The organism is Rhodococcus sp. P4_E4 (assembly GCF_056401575.1).
This window is the reverse complement of record NZ_JBFUJB010000010.1, coordinates 15,278-39,012: the sequence shown is the minus strand read 5'-3', so window position 1 is coordinate 39,012 and position 23,735 is coordinate 15,278. Positions and strand designations below refer to the sequence as shown.

Sequence of the window (23,735 nt, the reverse complement as noted above, 5' to 3'; positions counted from 1 at the left end):
GATCACAATCAAATCCTCCAAGCGGTCGGATTCCTCACCACACTCGAACCCGAGCCGTCATTCCCACCGTGTCATCCCACCCAGTCATCCCCACCGTGTCATCCCCACCACTGCGTCACCAACAACAGCCCCGCCACCACGAGCACGACCACCGATCCGGCAACCGCCGCGATACCCCGCCTGCGGTCGCACCAGATCTGCGCGGCCAAAGCAACCACCGAGGCCGCAATGTGCGCGGTGATCGACGTTGTTCCCGGACCCGGGAATCCGCGGTTGCCGCCCAGATATGCCGAACCGATGATGACGAGTGTCAAGACCACGATTCCGGCCGCCACGGTGCCGCTCAGGGCGCGTAGAGCGCGAACCAGCAGCCATTGTCGTTTGTCGGCGGGATAGTCGTAATCGTCTTCGTACTGATAGTCCTGATAATCCTGGTACCGGTAGTCGTCCTCGTACCTGTCGTCGTATGTCATCTCTTACGCTCCCGCGACGAATCCGCGGACTGATTCCGCAATGAGTTGAACTGCGATGGCGGCGAGCAAAAGACCGGCGATGCGTGCCAGCAGGCTGATGCCACCCTCACCCAGTATCCGGATCAGTGCCGTCGAGAAGCGCAGGACCACGAACAGCACGAGGTGGATGGACAGAATCGCCAACGCGATCGCCAGATACGACGCCGCTTCACCATCGGCCTGGGCGACAAAGACGATGACAGCCGCAATTGCACCGGGACCGGCCATCATCGGCGTTCCCAGCGGAACGAGTGCGACGTTGACGTCGTCGGCTCCCTGCGGACGGTTGGAGGCCTTCCCGGTCAGCAGTTCGAGTGCGATGAGAAGCAGCAGTAATCCGCCTGCGCCCTGCAACGCCGGAATGCCGATGTGAAGGTAGTTGAGTATCGCCTGACCGCCGATGGCAAAGACCGAGATGACCGCAAGGGAGACGGCGGGGGCCTGCCATGCCGCTCGGTTGCGATCTTCACGGCTCTTGCGGCCGACCAGTGACAAGAACACCGGGATGACTCCGGGCGGGTCCATGATCACGAACAGCGTGATGAACACGGTGAGGTAGAGCGTGGTGTCGAGCATCAGCGCCCAAGTACCTCCACGCCGGTGGCAGCCGAGACGAGTTTGTCGAACTCGGCCTCGTCCGTCAGCTCGTCGCCGAGTCCGATCGTCTTGTTCTCGCCGTGGTAGTCCGAGGATCCGGTGACTGCCAAGCCCAGGTCGACGGCCAGGCTGCGCAGGACGTCACGATCGTCGCTGCGATGGTCCGGGTGATCGACTTCGAGACCCCCGAGACCCAGATCGGCCAGATCACGGATGTGGTCGAGCGCAAGCAATCCGCCGCGCGAACGGGCACGTCCATGCGCAAGGACAGTTACTCCCCCGGCCGCTGCCACCAGTTCGACGGCGTACTCGAGCGGAGTGTCGTACTTGGGAACGTCGTATCTCCCTCGACTGGACAACAGGTCGGAGAAAGCCTCACTGATGCTCGACACCACTCCCGCTCGCATCAGGGCCGCTGCGACGTGCGGGCGTCCGACGGACGGACCGGCGTCAGCCAAGATCTGATCGGGATCGACGGGCAGACCGTCGCGCGCCATCATGGTCGTCATCACCCGGATACGTTCGACGCGTTCGGCGCGCAGTCGCTCACGTTCCTTGGCGAATTCGGGGTGCGTCGGATCGAACAGGTACGCCAGCAGATGAACAGCGACCGGCCAACCACGCTCACCTCGACCTTCGCACGACATCTCCATCCCACGAACCAGGCTGACGCCGGCCGGCAAGGCGTGCGCCGCCTCGGCCCAGCCCGAAGTCGTGTCGTGATCGGTGATGGCGACGACGTCGAGTCCGGCGTCGGCTGCGGCGCGCATGAGGGCAGCCGGGGTATCGGTGCCGTCCGATGCGTTGGAGTGGGTGTGAAGGTCTATTCGCACTGTTCCAGTGTGTCAGCAATCGGCAACTTCATCGCGCTCCGGTGGCCGAGCCGGAAGCTGACGTACGATTACGCCGCAGCGGCAGCGCAATTCGATCACGTGTCGCCGCAGTGCCGTTCCCCTGCACTACAGACCGAGAAGGAGCGAGCGTGCCAACCATGCCGTCACTGCCGAATTGGTCGAACGGCAAATCGACGCAAGCCGATGCGCCCAAGATCCCCGTTCCGGCAGCCCGCGCGATCGTCGACTGCGCGGTCTACGTTGACGGCGTGCGGTTGCCGGGCAAGTACACGCACCGCGCCGCGTTGGCCGAGGTCCGTAGTCGAGACAACGCGTTCGTCTGGGTGGGCATGCATGCACCCGACGAAGGCCAGATGCAAGATGTCGCAGCAACTTTCGGACTCCACGAGTTGATGGTCGAGGATGCCGTCCATGCACACGAGCGCCCGAAACTCGAACGCTACGACGACGTCATGTTCCTGGTGCTGCGCACGGTCGTCTACGTACCGCACGAGTCCGTCGCGACGGCGAGCGAGATCGTCGAAACCGGCGAGATCATGGTGTTCGTCGGTCCCGACTTCGTGGTGACCGTCCGTCACGGGGATCACTCCGAACTGGCAAGCGTGCGCAAGTCACTCGAGCAGAATCCCGAGCGCCTCGCCATGGGCCCGTTCGCGGTGTTGCACGCGATCACCGACCACGTCGTCGACAGCTATCTCTCCGTCATTCAACTCGTCGAGCAGGACGTCGACAGCATGGAAGAGTTGGTGTTCAACCCGCGGAACACCGTTGCCGTCGAGCATATCTACCTGCTCAAACGTGAAATCGTCGAACTACGACGCTCGGTCACTCCACTCGGATTGCCACTTCTCCAACTGACCCAGCCCGCGGGCGGCCTCGTCCCGAAGGAGATCCGGCGATACTTCCGTGACGTAAGGGATCACCACACGATCGTGGCCGAACGTATCTCGGAATACGACGAGGTGTTGAGCTCTCTGGTCGATGCCGCACTCGCGAAGATCGCGGTGCAACAGAACACCGACATGCGCAAGATCTCGGCTTGGGTCGCAATCGCCGCCGTGCCGACGGGCGTTGCCGGTATCTACGGAATGAACTTCGAGAACATGCCGGAACTCGGTTACAAGTACGGCTATCAGTCCATCCTGTTCCTCATCGCGTCGGTGTGTGTCGGCTTGTTCTTTCTCTTCCGTCGCAACAACTGGCTGTGAACCTCGCACGCTGACTCCCTGTACTTGCCACCGTCGCAGGCGGACAATGGATATGGGTACGCATTTTCATTCCGTTCCCGAAATTCATTTTGCGACAAGCAAATTCAGATCCAGGAGAGATGGAGGAACAACCATGCCTACAGTCGAGCAGTCTGTAGAGATCGCGTTGCCACCCAAGGACGTCTGGGAGTACATCGCCGTCGCCGAGAACTGGCCCAACTGGGAGAATTCGATGGTCGAGTGCAAACAGATCACCGACGGCCCGATGGGCGTGGGAAGCCGTTGGCACGGTGTCTCGAGAATCCTGGGCAAGCGCCTCGAGTGGACATCCGAATTCACCGAGTACGACCCACCGAGATCGTCGAAATCGACGTCCGTCGAAAGTCCGGTCAGCTTCTCGCAGACCACGACCTGCGAAGAAGTCGGTGACGGCACTCGGGTCACCTACCGACTCGACAGCGAAAGCGGACTCGGCGGCGTATTCGGCAAGATGGCCGACCCGATCGTGACGAAAGCATTTTCACGGACCGTTCGGGTAAGTCTCGAGAACTTGGCGGACATCCTCGTGCACGCCGAATGATCTGACGGACAAAGCGCCGGCGCAGCTAGAGCGAGGCAGCGGAACGGTGCGGATCGCGAATGTCGATCCCCGCCTCGGTCCACGCTTCCCGCAGTGCCTCCGCGCCGCGCAGACGCACCCAGGCGGCTTCGGTACCGGTCAGGGGGACCACACCAAGGAAGCGCACCGGATCGAACGGTTCCGGCAGCGTCAGGTCGGCGATCCCGCTGTCACCGAGAAGCACCGCCGTGAACGCGGTGTCCTTCCACAGCGGCTCGCCGAGGTCCAACAGTGCGTCCTCGAGCAGCACGACCCCTTCGACGGACGGCGCCGCAGCCAGCACCGCGAGCGTCCTGGCCACACCCGACGCGACACCCGTGCCACCGCGCAGGGTGAGCACCAACTCGGCGCGAGGACCGCGTGTGGGGTCTGCGACCAGTTCGTTGGGGTCGCCCATCGGATGACGCGAGCACCCCAGTGTGACGTAGCGGACCAGGCCGTCGGGTGATTCGAAACGCAGCACGTCCAGCGGTTCGACACCGAGGAACGTCACTGAGGCCGCGGTGGGGTCCGGCCCCTCGATGCTGCTGACGAGATGGGCCCGGACGGAAGATACGACGCTGTCTGACACTCGTCCATCTAAACACCGTGCCCGCGAGGTTCGCAGCGCAGATACCTCGCGGTGGCGGTAGCGTCGTCGAAATGGTCTCCGTTCTCGCTGTCAGCGACGAGACCGTCGAATTCCTGTGGAGCAGTCAAGTTCGTTCACTCGGAGTCGACGTGATCCTCGGCGCGGGCGACCTGCCGTTTGCGTATCTGGAGTACCTGTCTGACCAACTGAATGCGCCGTGCGTGTTCGTTCCCGGAAACCACGACGTCGATCTGTCCGGATATTCGAACAAGAGATCCGGTTGGATGCGGGCAGGTATGCCGGCGCAGTGGCCCGGCCCGACCGGCGCAGTCAACGCCGACGGACGCATCGTGACCGTCGCCGGTCTGCGGATCGCGGGCCTCGGTGGTTCCATCCGATACAACACGGGTCCCAATCAGTGGTCCGAGCGCCAGCAGAGCCGACGCGCCCGCTCGCTCACCTGGCGAAACGCCTGGCAATCGCGGCTTCCCGGCGGCCGGGCGGGCGTGGATGTGCTGCTCACCCACAGCCCCGCCCGCGGTGTCGGCGACGCCGAGGATCGGCCACATCGTGGGTTCGAATGCTTCACCCCCTTGATCTACACCCTCGATCCGACGGTCATGATTCACGGACACATCCACCCGCACGGGCGAACACCTCTCGATCTGGAGGTAGGCCGGACTATCGTGCTCAATACCGTCGGCTTCACGCTGATGGAGATTTCCCCAGGTACTCCGCCGACGATCGTGAGGCGCCGACATGGCTCGTGACACCGGATTTCCCACAGCCGACGCGGAAAACGACTTCGCTCGTCAGCGTCGACGCGCCGACGTTGCCCGTCTGGTCAGTTGGCTACGACGCGAACCGGACGACGTCAACGCGATCCTGCCGTTCGACGAGGTTGTCGCAGCGCTCGGCAAGGTTGGTGAGAAGTCTCTGGGTCTACAGGTCGTCACCATCGAATCGATAGTCGGAAGTGTCGACCGCACAGGTGATTTCGACAGGTACTTCCGTCCGACGTCCACTCATTCGCGCGCTCGTTGGGAGCGACTTGCGGTGGCGCAACGACGCGGCGAATCGGTGCCACCCGTTCAGTTGTACCGTGTCGGCTCCATGCATTTCGTGATCGACGGACACCACCGAGTGTCCATTGCGTGTGCGATGCACCAGAAGACAATCGACGCGTACGTCACCGAGATCATCACGCGCATCTCGCCGGAAGGCATCACTCAGCGCGCCGATCTGCTCATCAAGGACCATCGCCGACTCTTCCTCACTCGCGTTCCGCTGCAGGGTTCACAACGCGAAGCTGTCCAGGTCACCGACCCGTGGGAGTACGCCGAACTCAGTGAGTGCGTGGAGGCGTGGGGTTTTCGGCTCATGCAGGAAAAGGGTGAGTTCCTCGGCCGAGACACGGTCGCCCGGCGCTGGTTCGGCGAGGAGTTTCTCCCCGTCGTGCGAATGCTGAGGGGCGCCGACATGTTGCCCGAGCACACCGACGCCGAAGCGTACTTGTGGATCGCCCGGGAGCGGTACCGACTGGTGCGGCGGCACATGTGGAATGACGAGATCGTGGCCGAACTACGCGATCGAGCACCGCGAAAGCACAAGCCCGCTACGTAGCGACAGCGAACCGCACCTCTCGGGTCGGGATCTTCGGGTGCATGAACTTCAGCAACGAACGCGCTTCTTTCTCGATGGACGCGAGCGCGGTCTTCGGTTGCTGCGCAAACAGAGTCGCGCTCAACTCGACTGTCCCCTTGGCCGGCGTCACCGTCGCGAATCCCACCACCTTTCCGCGCACCAGGATGGCGGGCTTGATTATGCCGTTGACGGTGAAGACGCGAGTTCGGTACTGCTCGTCCATGATTCGTGAGCGGTCGGCGTGCGAGAGCAGGATGTTGTCGAACGGAGCAAGGATTCTGACCGGCGGTGTTCCGGAGGTCGGTCGTGGCGCGTCCGGCAGGTCGAACACCTCGGCCCCTTTCGCGTTGAAAAAGGTGATCAAGCCGGGACGTAGCCTCTCGAAGACTTCGGCGAGTCTCGTGAGCCCCGACCACGCTTGCGCATCCTTCACGCTCGCGGGCCCGAAGGCAGCCAGATAGCGCAGCACCATTGCGTCGGGATCTGGAGTTGAACTCACCTCTGCGCCAAGCCAATTCTCCAAGGTCGTCAGTGCCGGCGCTCCGGATCGTCCCCACAGACCTCGCGGTGGGACCTGCACCATCGGCAGTAGCCCTCGAACTCCGTGCGCCAGTCCCTCGGCCGCGTGGCCGGGAAAGCGCTCTGCCAGTATCGGTCTCATCTGCATCTGAGTGAGCGGCCCGTCCGCTACCAGGTCACGGCCCGCCTGCGCAAGCGCGTCGAGATCCAACCCGGTGAGCGCCGCACGCTGAGTGCTGTTGGTGTGGAGGTCGCGTTCCATGATCGTCTGAACCGTGGCACGGAAGGGACCCGCATCGGCGGCCGAGAGGGCAAAGACCGTGCCCCGCATGGCAACCAGCCGCACCACCTGGCGCTTCTCGACAAGGGTGGAGAGGTCTTCTGCCGCAAAGTTCTTCAGCCGCGCCCACAGTGCCAGGTAGGGCGGATTCGGCGCCTGGGCCTGCAGACCTGCCAGATGCTCGATCGCATCCAACGCGCTGACCTCGGCCCGCCGCAGCAGGAACTGCCGCGCCAGAGTCGCCAGGTTGAGCTCGCGATCGGTGATCAGTGCAGACATCGACAACTCCTCAACGATCGTGGTCAGGGGCGGTGACGATCTCGAACGGTATCTCGACTCGCGCGAGCGTTCCGGACCCTTCACCCGGTCCGACCGAGAACGAGCCACCAGCGGCAACCACACGCAGTTCGTGCGAGAGCAGTCCGATGTGCCCGGCGGCCCGTCGTTGGGCAATCCGATCGGCGCTGATCCCCCGACCGTCGTCCGAGACCACGAGCACCGCACGGTGGTCCAGCCGCGCAAGCTCGATCCGGACGTTCTGCGCGCCGGCATGTTTGACGACGTTGCCCAGAAGCTCTCGGGTGGCGCCGAACAAGACCTCGTCCGCGGACGTGCGTAAATCGTCGTTCCAGCCCGAAGTGTCGACGTCGACCACCACTCCGCCGCGTCCCTGCGCCGAGCGCGCGAGGTCCCCGATCGCGCGGGCAAGACCCACGTGGACGAGAACTGTGGGATGCAGTTCCGAGACGGACGATCTCAGCAGCGTTGTCGCTTCACCGAGCGCTTTCCCGGCTCGCGCCAACGCGACGGGTTCCGCACTGCCTGCCAATTCGTCGAGATCCATCCGCGCCGCGAGAACGTACTGGAGCGCCCCGTCGTGCAATTGCTCGGACAGTTCTGTGCGCTCACGCTGCTCGAGCCCCATGAGTTCGGCCAGAAGGCTCGTGCGATGCCCGACGAGGTGCCCGATGGTCAACACTCGCGACCTTTGAATCCGAGTCAATCCGATTGCGCCCGCACCCACCCCGGCCAAGGCCATGGTACTCAGCAGGATCGACGGCCACGGCTCGGAATTCGAAGTCATCGTTGCCCAACTGGAAGCAAAAAACACGCCGATCGTGCAGGCAACGACGCCGACACACACGTCCGTCCGCAGTTGCGTACACGCAAGAACCGGAATGACGAAGAGCCCGTTGCTCAAGATGTCGGCGGTCCAACTCTGCTCGGCTGCGAGACCGGTCAGCAACGTCAGAGTTGCGAGCACGGCGAGGTCGACGAACAAGCCGAGCCAGATCATTGTCACCGGGCCGGTGCCGCCTTTGCGGATCCACAGCGCCACGGCTGCCGACCAGAGGGCATAGGCGCCCAGAATCGCGAAACACCATCCCGCGTCGTTCATCGGCGGGACGAAGATCAGTGTCAGGGCGATGAACAGCACCAGAGCGCCGCGCACCGTCAGTTGGAGGTACGCACCGCGGTAGGCGTGTTCGCGCATGATCCGTTCGAGGTCCGGGCCGCCGGGCAGGTGCTCGGTTCGTACCGAGGATTCGTTCATCTGTCCTCCTGTGCCGCCCATCCCAGTTCCCTGTGAATGAGCTTCGCACACGAGATTTCACAATCAACCCGCAATACCGTGAATGGCACAGCATTCACCGAACCTCGAAACCACGCAGGAGTGCTCATGATCTCGACCCGAGCAAGCAAGCGCCGCATCGCCACTCGATTTGCCGTCGCCGGCGCCCTGGCAGCGGCGCCGATCGCCGTGGTGGCCGGGACAGCGCAAGCCGCCCCGGCCTCCACCCATCACGAACAATTCGGCCGCCTGATCCCCCTACCCGAGCCGGCCGACGCTGCGCCCGGCCCCGAACAGGTACCGCTCCCCTGGGGCGCGACGTATTCGGTCACCTTGCCCGGGTAACGGTCACAGCAGCAGATTGGCTCCCGTACCGCCGTCGAACACTGCGATCTTGGCGGGATCGAACCACAGATCGATAGACCTGCCCTGGGCCACGGTGGACTCGGACGAGAGCCTGGCAACCAGTTGACCGCCACCAGCGACGGCCGTTCCCGAATCGGCGGCGAGTTCCTCGAGTTCACGAGAATTGACGGCGGGGCCACCAGCGAGGAAATACGCGTACTTGTCGGAACCCATCGATTCCAGCACGTCGACGTCGACGGTGAACGTCCCACCGTGTGGCTTCTGCGATGCATCGACCAGCGCCACGTCCTCGAAATGTTCCGGCCTGATACCGACCACGACGTCCTTGCCCGAGCCGCTGCCCGAGATCTTCGACTGCGCCGCCGCGGGCAGGCGAACATCGCCGATCGGCGTGCTGACGCCGTCCGCCGTCAACTGTCCGGGGAAGAAGTTCATGGACGGGGACCCGATGAACCCCGCCACGAACAGATTGTTCGGACGATCGTAGAGTTCCTGCGGCGCACCGATCTGTTGCACGATTCCGCCGCGCAGCACGACTACCCGATCGCCGAGCGTCATCGCCTCGGTCTGGTCGTGGGTCACGTAAATCGTTGTCGTACCGAGTCGCTGCTGCAGACGGGCGATCTCCGTCCTCATCTGCACGCGCAGTTTGGCGTCCAGGTTGGAAAGCGGCTCGTCCATGAGAAACGCCTTCGGGCTGCGCACGATTGCGCGTCCCATCGCGACACGCTGACGCTGACCGCCCGACAGGTTCGCCGGTTTGCGATCGAGATGCTGGGTGAGGTCGAGCACCCGCGCTGCGTCGTCGACCTTGGCGTTGATCTCGTCCTTGGACATCTTCGCCAATGTCAGTGGGAACGCGATGTTCTGGCGCACCGTCATGTGCGGATACAGAGCATACGACTGGAACACCATCGCGATGTCGCGGTCCTTGGGGGCGCGTTCGTTGACGCGTTCACCCGCAATCCTCAGCTCGCCGGTCGAAATGTCTTCCAGCCCGGCAATCATGTTGAGGGTCGTGGATTTTCCACAACCGGACGGGCCCACGAGAATGATGAATTCTCCGTCGGCGATGGTGATGTCGACATCACTGACCGCCTTGGCTCCGTCCGGGTACAGCTTGGTCACCTTGTCCAGCACGATCTCGGCCACAGGCTTATCCCTTCACTGCGCCGGAAGTAAGCCCGGCCACGATACGACGTTGGAAGAACAGAACAAAGATGATGATCGGAATGGTGATGACCATGGCGGCCGCGGCGATCGACCCGGTGGGCTCCTCGAATTGTGAAGCGCCGGTGAAGTTCGCGATGGCCGCAGGGGCGGTGATGGAGCGTTCGGTCGACGTCAACGAGATCGCGAACAACAGATCGTTCCAGCAGAAGATGAAAACCAAGATGCCCGCAGTGACGATACCGGGCGCGGCCAGTGGAGCCACCACCTTCCGGAACGCCTGACCCGGCGTCGCGCCGTCCATCTGAGCCGCCTTCTCGAGTTCCCACGGAATCTCTTTGAAGAACGCCGAGAGCGTATAGATCGCCAACGGCAACGCAAAGGTGATGTACGGCAAAATGAGTCCGGCCCAGGTGTCGAAGAGTCCGAGCCGTCGTTCGATGTCGAACAACGGGCTCACCAATGAAATCTGCGGGAACATCGCGATCAGCAGTGCAACACCCACCAGCAGCTTCTTGCCCGGAAAATCCAGGCGCGCAATGGCGTACGCCGCCATGGTCCCGATCACCACGGCGATGACCGTCGAGATGAGTCCGATACCGATGGAGTTGATCAGAGCACTGGTGAAGGCGCTGGTGTCGAAGATTCCTCGGTAGTTGTCCAGGGTCCACTTCTCCGGAATGAACTTGCCGTCCTTGATCGTTCCGGCCGGTTTGAAGGACAGGCTGGCGATCCACAGGACGGGAACCAGCGCGTACAGCAAGACCAGAAGGTTGACGACGGACCAGCTGATCTTGAGTCTGGGAGTCACGGTCATGTCAGCGTCCTTCCGTATCGGATCCGGGAGCCGAAGCACCGAAAAGTTTGATGAAGATGAACGCGATCACGGCCACACACACGAAGATCAGCACGCTGATCGCGGATCCGATGCCCAGGTTGAACGCTTTGAACAGATTGTCGTAACCCAGAATCGACACCGACCCGGTGTCGTTCGCTCCCTTCGTCAGCACGTAGATGTTGTCGAAGATGCGGAACGCGTCGAGTGTGCGGAACAGCAGAGCGACGAGGATGGCGGGCTTCATCAGCGGAAGGATGATGCGTACCAACCGGGTCCACGCGCCAGCGCCGTCCACCTGAGCCGCCTTGAGAAGGTCATCGGGCACGAGCGCCAAGCCGGCCAGCAGGAGCAGCGCCATGAACGGCGTCGTCTTCCAGACCTCGGCAAGGACGATGATCGCGAGCGACGGGATCTGGTCGGTGAGCGGCGCACTGCCGTCGGGCAGGAGATTGGCGAGGTAGCCGGTCCCCGGCGTCCACGCGTAGTACCAGCTGTATGCCGCCGCGACGGTGACGATGCCGTACGGGATGAGCACAACGGTGCGGACGAGCCCCTTGCCCACGATCGTTCGGTGCATCACCAGTGCGATGGTCAGTCCGAGAACGAACTCGATGACGACCGAGACGACAGTGATCGACGTCGTCACCGCGAACGCTTGCCACCAGTAACCGTCGGTCAGCACCGACACGTAGTTGTCGAACCACACGAACTTTCGTTGATCCGGGAAGCGCAGGTCGTAGCGCTGCAAACTCAGCCAAACGGCGTAGACCACCGGATATGCGGTCACCGCGATCATGAGAATCGCGGCCGGGGCCACCAGCCAGAGACCGAGGCGACGCTCGGCCGCCTTTCCGTCCGACATCTTCGACTTCGCGGAGTGCTTCGGCTCCGGCGAGGGCGTCGCGACTGTTGGTGCAGCTCCCGAATTTTCGCTGTCGATCGTCACGGAATCAGCCCCTCGGAATTGACTGCCTTGCGTACCTGCTCGGCAAGATCGTTCACGGTCGATTCCGGATCGATGTTTCCTACAGGGTTCAGCGTGGCAGTGATGAGCGTCGAAATACTCTGATAGGCAGGAGAAACCGGACGAACCGAAGCGGTGTCCAGGCTGTCGCGAACCTCACGCCACGCCGGGTACGCCTCCTGGAACGCCGGGTCGTCGTACAGGCTCTCGAGAGTCGGCGGAACGCCACCGGCTACCGCGTTGTTGCGCTGATTCTCCTCGTTACGCAGACAGGTGAGCGCCTCGAACGCGAGGTCCGGATGCTGGCTGGTCTTGGCCACCGCTACGTTGAAGCCGCCGATCGTGACCTCGGCCGGCTTACCCTCGATCACCGAGGGATACGGAGCGGCAAGGAAATTCCGTTCTCCGTTCACCGTGAGCACCGTGTTTCCGGTGTTCTCACTGGTGACGTTGCCCTTGTCGTCGATGTACGGCAGATCGCCCTTCTCGGCGTTCTCCATGATGCCGGGCAGCACGAACGGCCAGTTGACCTGGAAGGCAGATTTGCCGCTCTCCATACCCAGTCGCGACGACGCTTCATCCCCCTGCGAGATCGAGGGATCCGCACCCTTCGCGGTGGCGACGCGCTTCATGACGGTCAGCGCCTGCTGGGCAGCATCACCGTCGGCCACCGTCACGGTTGTTCCGTCGGGCCCCACCACCGATCCGCCGGCACTGGCGAGAAGGGTGTTGAACCAGACCATCAATCCTTCGTATTGCTTGCCCTGCACACCGATCCAGCTGGGGCGCCCCTCCGCGGCCAGGCCTTCGGAGATGTCGATCATCTGATCCCAGGTTTGGGGTGGTTGCCCGTCCGGCATCAAATCCTTTCGATACCAGAGCAATTGGGTGTTGGTGTTCAATGGCGCCGCATAGAGCTGGTCCTGCCACTTCGCCGACTCCAGCGGACCCTCGAGAGTCCCGTTGCTGACCTCGGACGCCACGTCGTCAGGAAGCGGCAATGCCCATCCGGCTTCGGCGAATTCGGCAGTCCACACCACGTCGAGCGTCATCAGATCGAGCGACTTGTCATTACCGGTCAGACGCCGGGCCAACTGAAGTCGCTGGTCGTCGGCACCCTTGGGCAGAGTTTTCTGCTCGACCCGGTACGCGCCGTTCGACGCCGCCGAGCAATTGGCGGCGGCCTCCGCATACTGCTCGGCGCCGTCGGCGGCGGTGTAGAAGGACAGCACCACGCCGTCGTCATTGTCTGATCCACACGCACTGAGCAAGGGCGCCAACAACAATGTCGCCGCGCCGAGCAGCCCCACCCTCAATTTCTTCTTCTGCCCCGCCTGCAATCTCTTGTTCTGCACAGCCGTCCTCCTCGGGCGGCGAGACGGCGCAGTCGATTCGGCTGGCCGACGCACCACACATCGGCACTTTTGCCGGAGAAGGGACCTATTTCCTTGTCCGGCAAACGGTCACGGGAAGGAGTACTGCCTCGCCCGCGTGTACATAAAGTAACCGAGATCACACAAGTTGGCAGCCCGAGCGAGAATGTCAGATGGCGAGCTTGGCGAGCAGGTCGCGCGCAGACTCCGCCGTCTTGGGCTCACACAGTACGTCGTAACGTCCGGCGACCAACTGCATCGTCGAGGCGAAGTCCCGCTGCCCACGCGTCGCGGCGTACGGGATGGTCGTGGAGATGACACCGAAGATGATGCCGCCCACGATGCCCGCGATCAGCGGAGCGAGGAACCCGCCGGTGACGATTCCGAGCACCAGGCCGAAGAAGACACCGAGCCAGGCACCGGAGACGATGCCACCACCGATCACCTTGGCCCACGTCAACCGGCCGAGAACGCGCTCGACCTGCATCAGGTTCACGCCGACGATCGTGACGTCCTGAACCGGGAATTCTTGATCGGAGAGATAATCGACTGCGCGCTGCGCCTCGGCGTAGGTGGGATACGACCCGATGGGCCATCCCGAAGGCGGTGTCGGCAACGCTCCACGGCGCGACCCATTCGACGATTGACCGAGCGGATTGGACATGGCTGGCAGCGCTCCTCTTTTCGGGCACGTCATCCACGCGGATGACGCAAGTACATCTACCCCTATTGTGCCCTTTACAGACCTGATTCGTTCGGCTATGCGAGCGTCAGGCGTGTTCGGGCGGCGTGAATTCCGACGTGCGCGTCATCCCCGCGGCGCGGCCCTTGGCCGAAATCACCAGTGCCATCTTGCGACTCGCCTCGTCGATCATCTCGTCGCCGAGCATGACGGCGCCCCGCCCTCCTCCGGCGGCCGAGGTGTGGAACGCGTACGCGTCCAAGATGAGTTCTGCACGGTCGTAATCGGATTGGCGCGGACTGAACACCTCGTTGGCCGCCTCGATCTGCGTGGGATGCAGAACCCACTTGCCGTCGAAGCCGAGCGCTGCCGTCCGCGCCGCCGACCGAGTGAAAGCCTCGACGTCGCGAATCTGGAGGTACGGACCGTCGATCGCCTGGACGCCGTGTGCACGTGCGGCCATCAAGATGGTCATCAAGATGTGGTGATACGCGTCACCGCGGTCGTAGCCGTCCGGTTGCTCACCGACGACCAGAGTTCGCATGTTCAAGCTCGCCATGAAGTCGGCCGGGCCGAACACGAGTGCCTCGACGCGGGGGCTCGCGGTGGCGATCGCGTCGATGTTGGTCAAGCCGATCGCGTTCTCGATCTGCGGCTCGATTCCGATCTTGCCGACCTCGAGACCGTTGGCCTTCTCGACCTGCGTCAACAACAAATCGAGTGCCTGGACGTGACTCGCGTCGGGAACCTTGGGCAGCAGAATGGCGTCCAGATGCGCTCCGGCGCGGCCGACCACCTCCACGACGTCGGCATACGTCCATTCGGTGGTCCAGTCGTTGACTCGGACGACCTTGACCTGTTTGCCCCACCCGTCCTCGGCCAGCGCGTCGCCGATCGACTCTCGTGCCGCCTGCTTCGCCAACGGCGCCACCGCGTCTTCGAGGTCGAGGAAGATCTCGTCGGCGGGCAATCCCTTCGCCTTGTCGATCATCTTCCGACTGCTGCCGGGAACTGCCAATACCGATCGACGGGAACGGTTGCGTGAAGTCATTGCGGACTGCCCTTCTCGATTTTCGGTGGCGCCGTTGCAGATTTTGACGCTGGACGAATTAGCCTTGCAATCATGGCAGCAGCAGGCAAGGTATTTGCAGCCAGGCTTGCCGGCCTGGTTGTACTCGGCCCGGACGGCGAATCGATCGGTCGTGTGCGCGACGTCGTCATCACGGTCCGTATCGGACGCCAGCAACCGCGGGTTCTCGGTCTGGTGATCGAAATGTTCACGCGCAAACGCATTTTCGTTCCGATGCTCCGCGTGACAGCCATCGAGCCGAGTGCGGTCACCCTGACCACGGGCAACGTCAGTTTGCGGCGCTTCAACCAGCGGCCGGGTGAAGTACTCGCGCTGGCGCAGGTACTCGATTCGCATGTGCGCGTGGACGACCCGGAACTCGAGGAGCTTCACGGCGTCGACACGATAGTCGTCGACCTCGGGATCGAATCGACGCGAACGCGAGACTGGGTGGTCTCGAAGGTCGCCGTTCGCGGCCATCGCGGACGCCTCGGTCGACGCGCGGCGATTCACATCGTCGACTGGCAGCACGTCGCCGGCCTCACCCAGAGCGATCTCTCGCTCCCCGGCCAGGGCGTAGCTCACCTCCTTCTGCAGTACGAAGGGATGCGACCCGCCGATGTGGCCAACGCCATGCGGGAACTGCCGGAGAAGCGCCGCCACGAACTGGCCGTGGCACTCGACGACGAACGCCTCGCCGACGTCGTGCAGGAACTGCCGGCGGACGACCAGACCGATCTGCTGATGCACCTGGAAGTCGAACGTGCCGCCGATCTACTCGAAGCGATGGATCCCGACGACGCCGCCGACCTGTTGGGCGAGCTGCCCGAGACCGAAGCCGAATCACTGTTGCAGTTGATGGACCCGCAGGATTCCGAACCTGTTCGACGCCTGCTCGAGCACTCCCCGGACACTGCCGGTGGTCTGATGACGCCCGAACCGGTGGTACTGACGGCCTCGACGACCGTCGCCGAGGCCCTTGCCCGCGCCCGCAACTACGACGTGACCCCGGCGCTGTCGAGCATGGTCTTCGTCGTACGTCCGCCGACGGCGACTCCGACCGGGCGGTATCTCGGCTGCGTCCACTTGCAGAAGCTTCTCCGCGAGCCTCCCGCCAGCCTTGTGGGCGGAATACTCGACACCGACATGCCCCGGTTGGCGCCGGACGACTCGCTGGCGTCGGTCACCCGATACTTCGCGACCTACAACTTGGTGTGCGGGCCGGTCGTGGACGACGAGAACCACCTGATCGGGGCCGTGACAGTCGACGACGTGCTCGATCACCTCCTGCCGGAAGACTGGCGTGAGGATTACTCCGACGACGAGGAACTACTCCGATGAGCGAACGGGCGTCGAGCACGACCGCACGGCAACGACTGGAAACGCCTCGCGGAAGCCGCCGGTTCAATCTCGATTTCGACGTCGAAGCTGTCGGACGCGTCAGTGAACGCATCGCCCGCTTCCTCGGTACCGGGCGTTATCTCGCGATCCAGACGATCATCGTGATCGTCTGGATCCTGATCAACGTGTTCGCGGTGGCGCTGCAGTGGGACCCGTATCCGTTCATCCTGCTCAACCTCGCCTTCTCCACCCAGGCCGCCTACGCGGCGCCGCTGATCCTCCTGGCCCAGAATCGTCAGGAGAATCGCGACCGGGTCTCGCTCGAGGAGGACCGCTCACGCGCCGAGCAAACCAAAGCGGACACTGAATTCCTCGCTCGCGAACTCGCAGCGCTGCGCATCGCCGTCGGCGAGGTCGCCACCCGCGACTACCTGCGGCGGGAGCTCGAGGAGATCAAGTCGATCCTTGCCGCCGACGGCGAACCGACCCCGAAGAAGAAGCACCGTGACTCGAATACTGCGAAACAAAGTCACAACTAGCTGAGCGTTCGCTGAGTTTTGCTGCACGCACCGTGACCGATATGTAACGTAAGTCACAGCAGGATGGATTATCACGGTGGGTACTCCGAGGCGGGAGCACCAGCAAAGGGGAATCGTGCGAGTACGCGGAATGATTGCAGCATCCACACTGGTGGGGGGACTGCTTGTCGTAACAGGTCCAGCAGCCCTCACGGCCGGAAGCGCACCATCCGGCGGGTCGCAGGTCCCCATCGCCCTCGCAGGCTCCGCCTCCGTTGCGCAGCCGGACTCTGTCGACTTCCTCCCGACGCCCCGCACCGTCCGAACGCAACGATCGGCCCCACCCAGCGATACGGTCGCCGGCGCTCCGGCAGCGCCCAACGCTGCGGCCGTCGTCCTCACCTCTCTGGGCATCCCCGAGATCGTTCTGAACGCGTACCGCTCCGCCGAACTGGTGATGATGACCGAGGCGCCGGGCTGCGGCATCCCCTGGCATCTCCTGGCCGGCATCGGACGCATCGAATCCGGTCACGCCAACGGCGGCAAGACGACGTCGGTGGGTACGACGGTCACCCCGATCCTCGGCCCTGTCCTCGACGGACGGCTGGCAGGCAACGAAGTCATTCGGGACACCGACAAGGGCGCGATCGACGGAGACCCGACCCACGACCGCGCTGTCGGGCCGATGCAGTTCATTCCGGCCACCTGGGCCGGTTATGCCAGCGACGGCAACGGGGACGGAATCAAGGACCCCAACAACGTCTTCGATGCGGCGCTCTCGGCAGCGAAGTACCTCTGCAGCGGCGGCCTCAACCTGCGCGATGTCGCCCAGGAGACCAAAGCTGTTCTGCGGTACAACAACTCGGCCGCCTACGCGGCAAACGTGATCATGTGGTCGACGGCATACAAGAACGGTGTCATTCCTTCCGGCCAGCTCCCGTACACCACCGGCATCAACACCGGCAGCTCGGCGATCAACGCCGCCGCCTCGGCAGACTCCGCCGCTTCGGCCGTTCTCGCCGCTGCTGCAGCTACCGACCCGGCGGCAGGCGACAAGGAATCTGCGTCGACGACTCCGACCACCACCCCCCCTCTCTTCCCAGGCCTGCCCGACATGCCCGCGCTCTCACCCGAGATCCAGGCACTGATCCCGCCGGGAGTAACGCCGACCAGCCCCACTCCGGGACCCAACGCCGCCCGGAACGCGGCTCCCGGTCCGATCATCCCGCTCCCCGTCCTCACCTCACGGGGTCTCGTCTGGCCGATTCTGACGACTGAGGGATGGCGCTGGCCCGACGACATGTGCGTGATCCTTCCGGATCCAGCAGCACTCGACGCCTTGCAGGACGGCATCCTTCTGCCGTGCACGGTCCCAGGAATGGCAGTAGCCGCCACCACCGACGCAGCGCCCGCGGAATCTTCGCCGCCGGCTGCCCCGTCGCCTGAGCCCGCTCCGTCACCCGCACCGGCCCCCGCACCGGAACCTGCCCCGGCCCCGGCTCCGGCATTCGCGCCGTTCTTCCCGGGCCTTCCCGGCATGCCCGCTCTGTAACCAAAAAATCACGAAAGAACAGTGCATATGCCCCAAACTGCCCTTCCAGATCACGGTTGAATAACGGAAGCGCAACAAATCAGGTAGCCTCGACTCCGTCAGTTGAACGGAAAACCTCCTCGCGGAGGTTCAGGAGGCATACACAGTGGGTCGGCACAGCAAGAAGACAGATTCGCACATCCGTCGAAATTCGGTCATCGCGCTCACCGGACTCATCCCTATCGGACTCGTCACCGCAGCCAACACGGCCGGCGCCGCTCCCAAGGTTCCGTTCTTCAACACCAGCTCCGCCGAAACGGTGGACACTGCCGCGCAAGCCACGCAGGAACCGCAAGCGCAGATTCTGCCCGCCGTCGAAGCAATCGCCGAGCCCGCTCCCGCCCCCGCGCCGGAACCCGCGCCGTTGGCTCCCGTGCAGGCGACTCCCCCGCTCCCAGCCTCCATGGCCGAGGGCGCACTCGGAATCCCGAGCGTGAGCGTCGCCGCATACCAGAACGCCGAGCGGATCCTCGCCGTCGAGAAGCCCAACTGCAACATGCACTGGACACTCCTCGCCGGTATCGGCCGCGTCGAATCCGGCCACGCCAACGACGGCAAGGACGCCGACGCGAACGGCAACCTCTACAAGCCCGTGATCGGCCTGCCACTCAACGGCAGCCTTCCCGGCCAGGCCGTCATCATGGACACCGACGGCGGCGCCCTCGACGGCGACACCGTCTACGACCGCGCGGTCGGCCCGATGCAGTTCATCCCGTCCACCTGGAACCAGTACGCCGGCGACGGCAACGGTGACGGAATCGCCGACCCCCAGAACCTTTTCGACTCCGCACTGACCACCGGCAAGTACCTGTGCGACGGCGGACTCAACATGCAGGACGTAACCCAGGTTGCCTCCGCGATCCACCGCTACAACAACTCGGCCGCCTACGTTGCCAACGTTCTGGCCTGGTCGCTCGGGTACTCCACCGGCATCGTGCCCGCCGCATCGGACCTGCCGCGCATCCACTGACCTACCTGGACTTACCATGGAGTCATGTCTGTACTGACCGAGTCCGACGTTCGCTCCGCGCTCGCGCGAGTTCTGGACCCAGAGATCCGCAAACCCATCACCGAGCTGGGGATGGTCAAGGGGATCTCCCTCTCCAGTGACAACAGCGTCGACATCGGCATCTATCTCACGACCGCCGGTTGCCCGATGCGCACCGAGATCACCGAACGCGTCACCAAGGCCGTCGCCGACGTCGCCGGGGTCGGTGCGATCCGCGTCGAACTCGACGTCATGGACGACGCCCAGCGGACCGAGCTCCGCAAGTCGCTTCGCGGCGATTCCGCCGAACCCGTCATCCCGTTCGCCCAGCCGGGTTCACTCACCCGCGTCTACGCCGTAGCCTCCGGCAAGGGTGGCGTCGGAAAGTCCAGTGTGACAGTCAATCTCGCGGCAGCAATGGCCGCGCGCGGGCTGTCTGTCGGCGTACTCGACGCGGATATCTACGGTCACTCGATCCCCCGCATGCTCGGCACCGACGCCAAGCCCACTCAGGTCGAGCGCATGATCATGCCGCCGGTTGCACACGACGTGAAGATGATCTCCATCGCGCAGTTCACCCAGGGCAACACTCCTGTCGTCTGGCGCGGACCGATGCTTCACCGCGCGCTCCAGCAGTTCCTCGCCGACGTGTTCTGGGGCGATCTGGACGTGCTGCTTCTCGATCTGCCGCCAGGCACCGGTGACATCGCCATCTCGGTGGCTCAGCTCATCCCGAGCGCCGAGATCCTGGTCGTCACCACACCGCAGCAGGCCGCTGCCGAGGTCGCCGAGCGAGCGGGCGCCATCGCCCTGCAGACCCGCCAGCGCGTCGCCGGCGTCGTCGAGAACATGTCGTGGCTCGAACTTCCCGACGGCACCCGCATGGACGTGTTCGGCGAAGGCGGCGGGCAGACCGTCTCCGATCGCCTCACGAAGGCCGTCGGCGCCAAGGTTCCGCTTCTCGGACAGATTCCGCTGGACCCGTCCGTCCGCGAGGCAGGCGACGCCGGGACGCCGATCGTCCTCAGCGCTCCCGATTCACCCGCGGCCATCGCACCTGTCACCGATCGGTGACAGGCGCCCTTTCGCATATCGAATCTAGGTTGCGTCGAAGTCCACAGGAGGACGTTCGCCCGCGGTGAGTGGCTTGTCCTTCGACAGCGTCTTCGGCTCCTGCACTCCGCTCTGCGGCTTCTTGTCGAAGTTGCCCGTGAAGATGGAATCGTCGCCGTCGAGAAGGTGCTGGGTGATCACAGCGCGCGGCGTCATTCCGCGCAGCTTGTTCAGATCTGCGAGTGGTTTACGCAGATCCTCGAAATCGGTGCCCAGTTCTTCCTTGAGCTGATTGGAAGCGCCCGAAGCATATTCGCGCACCTGCCTCAGGGACTTCGTGACCCAGGAGACCGCACCAGGAAGCCGCTCAGGTCCCAAGATGACCAGAGCCGCTACGAGGAGGATCATGAACTCGCCCCAACCGATGTTGCCAAACACAGGGTCAGCCTACTGTGTGCTCGCTCGGTGCGCGCATGTCCGGATCAACCTCACAGGAAGATCGCAGGGTCCGATCAGTCGGACACAGGCGTGACCGAAATGTCGACCTGCCGTCCGTCGCGGATCAACTGGACGTTGACCGGCTGATCGACGGTCGTCGCGTTGACCGCAACCACCAGTTCGTCGGCACTCGTCACCGGTCGGTCACCGACCTTGACGATGACGTCACCCTCGACGATCCCCGCACGTTGAGCTGGGCTGCCGTCGCGGACGTTGGCCACCGCAGCACCGCTGGTCGCGTCGTTGACCGCGGTGCGGGCATTCACGCCGATGTCGGGGTGATGAACCTTGCCGTCGCGAATGATGGTCTGCGCCACCTCGGTGACCGTATCGATCGGAATCGCGAAGCCGAGCCCGACCGAACCACCGGACTCGCTGAGCATGGCCGTGTTGATACCGATGACGCGGGCTTCGTCGTCGACGAGTGCACCACCCGAGTTGCCGTGGTTGATCGCCGCATCGGTCTGGACGGCGTCGATGACGGCGTTGGTGTCGGTGCCTTCACCCGACAAACGCAGAGGCCGGTTCAGCGCACTGACAATTCCGCGGGTGACAGTCTTGCTCAATCCGAGCGGTGAGCCGACGGCGACGACGTCGTCGCCGACCTGAACATCCTCGGATTTTCCGAGCTGAGCGACCGTCAGATTGTTGGCCGACACCTTGAGCACCGCGAGGTCTGTCTTGACGTCACGTCCGACGATCTGGGCATCGGTCTTGGTTCCGTCGGAGAAGATCACCTGGATCTTCGCGTCCTGAGCGGGCGGTACTGCCGAGGAGATCACGTGGTTGTTGGTGACGATGTACCCCTCACCCGAGATGACCACACCGGAGCCGGTACTTCCCTGGTCACCGACGGCGACCTGAATCGACACCACGGAAGGCAGCACTGCGTCGGCGACCTTCGCCACCTGCGACTCCGGCTGTTCACCGCCGCCGGATTGAACGAGCGTGACACGTGAGCTGGTGAGTGAACTGCGATCGGCGGTGATGACAGTGGCGAGCAAGCCACCGACAAGAGCGATGACAAGTGCCATGCCCGCAAGCGCGGCCAGTGCTGAGGGGGCGACCTTGCGACCGAACAACAGCTCACGCACGTCGAGCTTCTGGGCGGGAGGCAACCGCACCGGCGCCTCGGACTCTGCAGGCTTGCCCAGCGAGACCTCGGATTCAGGATCGCGCCACGGATCACGCGGGGGTTCTTCGTCGGGTGTGTTGTTCGCCGACGCCTCGGGATCGCGACCGATCGACTCGGTGGCGTCAGCGGGTCGACCGAACGCTTCGGCCAGAACTGGGTCCGGATTCCCGATCACGACATCGGAAGACGGGGTCGATCGCGTGGCAATCGGAGTGAACGAGCCCTCGACTCCACTCGGTCGACCGAACACCTGGCGCGAGGCCGGATCGATCTGAGGTCGGTACACCGGCCGAGGATCGAGCACCGGCGCATCTGCCGGTCGATCCGCCGAACCGCTTGCCGAAGAATCCGAGCTCACTCCGGAGTGCCCCCTCTTTCCGTCAGTCACGTTGTCCAGTATCACTGATCCGTGCCGGGAAGCTGGCGCGCGGCGTCATTTGCGCCAGCGCGCGCGGCGTCATTTGCGCCAGCGACGGGACAACCGCTTGCTGATGGTGGAAAAGCCTGCGGGCTGATTGCCGACGGAACCGTCGGCGTTTTCCGAATTGGGTCCGGTGGTCGGACTGTTGCACGAGGGAATCTGACTGAGAAGTCCAACCAGGGACAACGGCATCGTCATCTCGCCGCTTCGACGCAGCGCACCACGTGCCTGCTGCTGAGCATCGACGGCCGCCGCGCACTCGGCGCAGATCGAGATGTGATGCGAGGCCCGCAAGTAGGCCTGCATTCGGAGTTCTCCGTCGACGTAGGCAGCGATTGCCTCGCTGGCCAGATGTTCGGTCGAACCGAACTGGCGATGTGCCCGCGCCTCCGTCATTCGTCCCTCCAGGTGATTGACCACGTCCCGCTCTGTAGCTCGAACCCGACCGTCAGAAACCGACGAGTTCGGATTCGGCTGCGCGCTGCGCTGCCAGATGATCACGAATCGCCTGTCGCCCACGATGGATACGGCTACGAACCGTTCCGAGCTTCACTCCCAGTGTGGCACCGATTTCCTCGTACGACAGACCTTCGATGTCACAGAGCACAACAGCGGCGCGAAATTCAGGTGCGAGTGAGTCAAGTGCGGCCTGCAGACCTGCGTCGAGGCGCGCGTCGTGGTAGATCTGCTCGGGGTCCGGACCGGGCGAGGGAACGCGGTCGTAGTCCTCGGGCAGCGCTTCCATACGGATACGGTTGCGTCGGCGAACCATGTCGAGGAACAGGTTTGTGGTGATGCGGTGCAGCCAGCCCTCGAAAGTTCCGGGCTGATAATCGGAGAGCGAGCGGAACACCCGAATGAATGTGTCCTGCGTCAAGTCCTCGGCGTCCTGGGCATCGCCTGACAACCGGTAGGCCAGGCGGTACACCCGGTCACCGTGCTGACGCACGAGTTCGTCCCAAGACGGCATGGAGGACTTCTCACCAGTTGCATCGAACACAGCAGTGCCGATCAATTCGGAATCCACAGCCGATTCCGTCGTCAAAACTTCCGACTCTCGAGGGCGAGGCTCGTCGTTGACCTGGTAAATAAGTTGATCCTCCTGCTCGGGATCGCGTAGTTCGATCACCGCGTTGTCCGAATCACGTAGTGCGCGATATTCGGGAGAACCAGCCGTTGCTGTGATTTGTTCCCGATCACCGAGCTGCGAAGGACCAACTTGGTAAAAATCGATACCGCCGTGCGATCTTCGATCCGGCGATGTATACACCTTTTCTCATCGCGGTGTGCACGCCATATGAGGAGCCTGAGGGATTCCTGAGAATCCTGGTGACTGCGCGCCTTGCAGCGA

The 23,735-nt window shown here is 63.6% G+C and carries 25 protein-coding genes and 1 pseudogene; 10 read left to right on the top strand and 16 right to left on the bottom strand.

The features are described from left to right. Positions 1-98: 98 nt before the first annotated feature. From AC1DVN_RS13025 to AC1DVN_RS13015, 3 genes are read right to left on the bottom strand one after another with little or no spacing between them, the layout of a single operon-like run. Complete coding sequence (locus AC1DVN_RS13025; protein ID WP_020908450.1) at positions 99-473, bottom strand: hypothetical protein; 375 nt, start codon at positions 471-473, stop codon at positions 99-101. Positions 474-476: 3 nt separating this feature from the next. Then, on the bottom strand, positions 477-1,091 hold the full coding sequence (locus tag AC1DVN_RS13020; RefSeq protein WP_164490628.1) for a MarC family protein: 615 nt from the start codon (positions 1,089-1,091) through the stop codon (positions 477-479). Continuing rightward, a complete protein-coding gene (locus AC1DVN_RS13015) occupies positions 1,088-1,942 on the bottom strand; it encodes a PHP domain-containing protein (protein WP_019749340.1) in 855 nt (284 codons plus the stop codon). Before AC1DVN_RS13015 ends, AC1DVN_RS13020 begins: the two co-directional genes overlap by 4 nt. 158 nt (positions 1,943-2,100) lie before the next feature. Between AC1DVN_RS13015 and AC1DVN_RS13010 the strand changes: the two genes are divergently transcribed. Both AC1DVN_RS13010 and AC1DVN_RS13005 read left to right on the top strand, forming a co-directional pair. Further along, positions 2,101-3,171 carry a magnesium and cobalt transport protein CorA gene (locus tag AC1DVN_RS13010; protein ID WP_019749341.1) on the top strand — a complete coding sequence of 357 codons (1,071 nt, stop codon included), beginning with the start codon at positions 2,101-2,103 and terminating at the stop codon, positions 3,169-3,171. A gap of 133 nt (positions 3,172-3,304) precedes the next feature. Next, on the top strand, positions 3,305-3,751 hold the full coding sequence (locus AC1DVN_RS13005; RefSeq protein ID WP_007736117.1) for an SRPBCC family protein: 447 nt from the start codon (positions 3,305-3,307) through the stop codon (positions 3,749-3,751). A gap of 25 nt (positions 3,752-3,776) precedes the next feature. Here AC1DVN_RS13005 and AC1DVN_RS13000 read toward each other — a convergent pair whose 3' ends face one another. Next, positions 3,777-4,361: a suppressor of fused domain protein gene (locus AC1DVN_RS13000; protein WP_019749342.1), complete on the bottom strand. Its 585-nt coding sequence runs from the start codon at positions 4,359-4,361 to the stop codon at positions 3,777-3,779. A gap of 71 nt (positions 4,362-4,432) precedes the next feature. Between AC1DVN_RS13000 and AC1DVN_RS12995 the strand changes: the two genes are divergently transcribed. Together AC1DVN_RS12995 and AC1DVN_RS12990 are read left to right on the top strand one after the other, a co-directional pair. Then, positions 4,433-5,131, top strand: coding sequence for a metallophosphoesterase family protein (locus AC1DVN_RS12995; RefSeq protein ID WP_477993902.1), 699 nt, complete (start codon positions 4,433-4,435; stop codon positions 5,129-5,131). Then, positions 5,121-5,984 carry a hypothetical protein gene (locus AC1DVN_RS12990; protein ID WP_003945080.1) on the top strand — a complete coding sequence of 288 codons (864 nt, stop codon included), beginning with the start codon at positions 5,121-5,123 and terminating at the stop codon, positions 5,982-5,984. The genes AC1DVN_RS12995 and AC1DVN_RS12990 overlap by 11 nt, the downstream gene beginning before the upstream one ends. Here the strand turns inward: AC1DVN_RS12990 and AC1DVN_RS12985 are convergent. Together AC1DVN_RS12985 and AC1DVN_RS12980 are read right to left on the bottom strand one after the other, a co-directional pair. After that, entirely contained in the window at positions 5,977-7,083 is a 1,107-nt protein-coding gene (locus AC1DVN_RS12985; RefSeq protein WP_477993880.1) for a winged helix DNA-binding domain-containing protein, read from the bottom strand. The genes AC1DVN_RS12990 and AC1DVN_RS12985 overlap by 8 nt on opposite strands. Positions 7,084-7,093: 10 nt before the next feature. Further along, the gene (locus tag AC1DVN_RS12980; RefSeq protein ID WP_046379974.1) at positions 7,094-8,359 is read right to left on the bottom strand and encodes a sensor histidine kinase; all 1,266 of its coding nucleotides are present in this window, start codon (positions 8,357-8,359) and stop codon (positions 7,094-7,096) included. A 126-nt stretch (positions 8,360-8,485) separates the two neighbouring features. Between AC1DVN_RS12980 and AC1DVN_RS12975 the strand changes: the two genes are divergently transcribed. Beyond that, positions 8,486-8,722, top strand: coding sequence for a hypothetical protein (locus AC1DVN_RS12975; protein ID WP_202022982.1), 237 nt, complete (start codon positions 8,486-8,488; stop codon positions 8,720-8,722). A gap of 3 nt (positions 8,723-8,725) precedes the next feature. On the opposite strand, the gene AC1DVN_RS12970 is transcribed toward AC1DVN_RS12975, so the two are convergent. The 6 genes from AC1DVN_RS12970 to AC1DVN_RS12945 form a co-directional block, all read right to left on the bottom strand. After that, positions 8,726-9,895 carry an ABC transporter ATP-binding protein gene (locus AC1DVN_RS12970; RefSeq protein ID WP_020908458.1) on the bottom strand — a complete coding sequence of 390 codons (1,170 nt, stop codon included), beginning with the start codon at positions 9,893-9,895 and terminating at the stop codon, positions 8,726-8,728. Positions 9,896-9,899: 4 nt separating this feature from the next. After that, on the bottom strand, positions 9,900-10,730 hold the full coding sequence (locus tag AC1DVN_RS12965; RefSeq protein WP_019749348.1) for a carbohydrate ABC transporter permease: 831 nt from the start codon (positions 10,728-10,730) through the stop codon (positions 9,900-9,902). Position 10,731: 1 nt separating this feature from the next. After that, the gene (locus AC1DVN_RS12960; protein ID WP_044480569.1) at positions 10,732-11,613 is read right to left on the bottom strand and encodes a carbohydrate ABC transporter permease; all 882 of its coding nucleotides are present in this window, start codon (positions 11,611-11,613) and stop codon (positions 10,732-10,734) included. Between the two features lie 80 nt (positions 11,614-11,693). Next, positions 11,694-13,031, bottom strand: coding sequence for an ABC transporter substrate-binding protein (locus AC1DVN_RS12955; protein WP_024487780.1), 1,338 nt, complete (start codon positions 13,029-13,031; stop codon positions 11,694-11,696). Positions 13,032-13,257: 226 nt separating this feature from the next. Next, on the bottom strand, positions 13,258-13,752 hold the full coding sequence (locus AC1DVN_RS12950; protein ID WP_003945065.1) for a general stress protein: 495 nt from the start codon (positions 13,750-13,752) through the stop codon (positions 13,258-13,260). 106 nt (positions 13,753-13,858) lie between these two features. After that, positions 13,859-14,821, bottom strand: coding sequence for an HpcH/HpaI aldolase/citrate lyase family protein (locus AC1DVN_RS12945; RefSeq protein ID WP_020908461.1), 963 nt, complete (start codon positions 14,819-14,821; stop codon positions 13,859-13,861). Between the two features lie 72 nt (positions 14,822-14,893). On the opposite strand from AC1DVN_RS12945, the gene AC1DVN_RS12940 reads away from it, so the two are divergent. The 5 genes and pseudogenes from AC1DVN_RS12940 to AC1DVN_RS12920 form a co-directional block, all read left to right on the top strand. Beyond that, complete coding sequence (locus AC1DVN_RS12940; protein WP_019749352.1) at positions 14,894-16,180, top strand: magnesium transporter MgtE N-terminal domain-containing protein; 1,287 nt, start codon at positions 14,894-14,896, stop codon at positions 16,178-16,180. Then, positions 16,177-16,719 (top strand): DUF1003 domain-containing protein, encoded by a 543-nt coding sequence (locus AC1DVN_RS12935; protein ID WP_003945067.1) that lies wholly within the window; start codon positions 16,177-16,179, stop codon positions 16,717-16,719. The genes AC1DVN_RS12940 and AC1DVN_RS12935 overlap by 4 nt, the downstream gene beginning before the upstream one ends. 115 nt (positions 16,720-16,834) lie before the next feature. Continuing rightward, positions 16,835-18,250 (top strand): lytic transglycosylase domain-containing protein, encoded by a 1,416-nt coding sequence (locus tag AC1DVN_RS12930; protein ID WP_477993879.1) that lies wholly within the window; start codon positions 16,835-16,837, stop codon positions 18,248-18,250. Positions 18,251-18,395: 145 nt separating this feature from the next. Further along, positions 18,396-19,259, top strand: coding sequence for a lytic transglycosylase domain-containing protein (locus AC1DVN_RS12925; protein WP_003945171.1), 864 nt, complete (start codon positions 18,396-18,398; stop codon positions 19,257-19,259). 24 nt (positions 19,260-19,283) lie between these two features. Beyond that, a pseudogene (locus AC1DVN_RS12920) lies at positions 19,284-20,333 on the top strand (Mrp/NBP35 family ATP-binding protein); the annotation flags it as partial. 42 nt (positions 20,334-20,375) lie between these two features. Here AC1DVN_RS12920 and tatB read toward each other — a convergent pair. The 4 genes from tatB to sigE form a co-directional block, all read right to left on the bottom strand. Beyond that, positions 20,376-20,768, bottom strand: a complete 393-nt coding sequence (tatB, locus tag AC1DVN_RS12915; protein WP_003945177.1) for a Sec-independent protein translocase protein TatB — start codon at positions 20,766-20,768, stop codon at positions 20,376-20,378. Positions 20,769-20,842: 74 nt separating this feature from the next. Beyond that, positions 20,843-22,321 carry a S1C family serine protease gene (locus AC1DVN_RS12910; protein ID WP_046378902.1) on the bottom strand — a complete coding sequence of 493 codons (1,479 nt, stop codon included), beginning with the start codon at positions 22,319-22,321 and terminating at the stop codon, positions 20,843-20,845. Positions 22,322-22,420: 99 nt separating this feature from the next. After that, positions 22,421-22,780 (bottom strand): hypothetical protein, encoded by a 360-nt coding sequence (locus AC1DVN_RS12905; RefSeq protein WP_020970204.1) that lies wholly within the window; start codon positions 22,778-22,780, stop codon positions 22,421-22,423. Positions 22,781-22,832: 52 nt separating this feature from the next. After that, positions 22,833-23,429, bottom strand: coding sequence for an RNA polymerase sigma factor SigE (sigE, locus tag AC1DVN_RS12900; RefSeq protein WP_029255812.1), 597 nt, complete (start codon positions 23,427-23,429; stop codon positions 22,833-22,835). Positions 23,430-23,735: the final 306 nt, after the last annotated feature.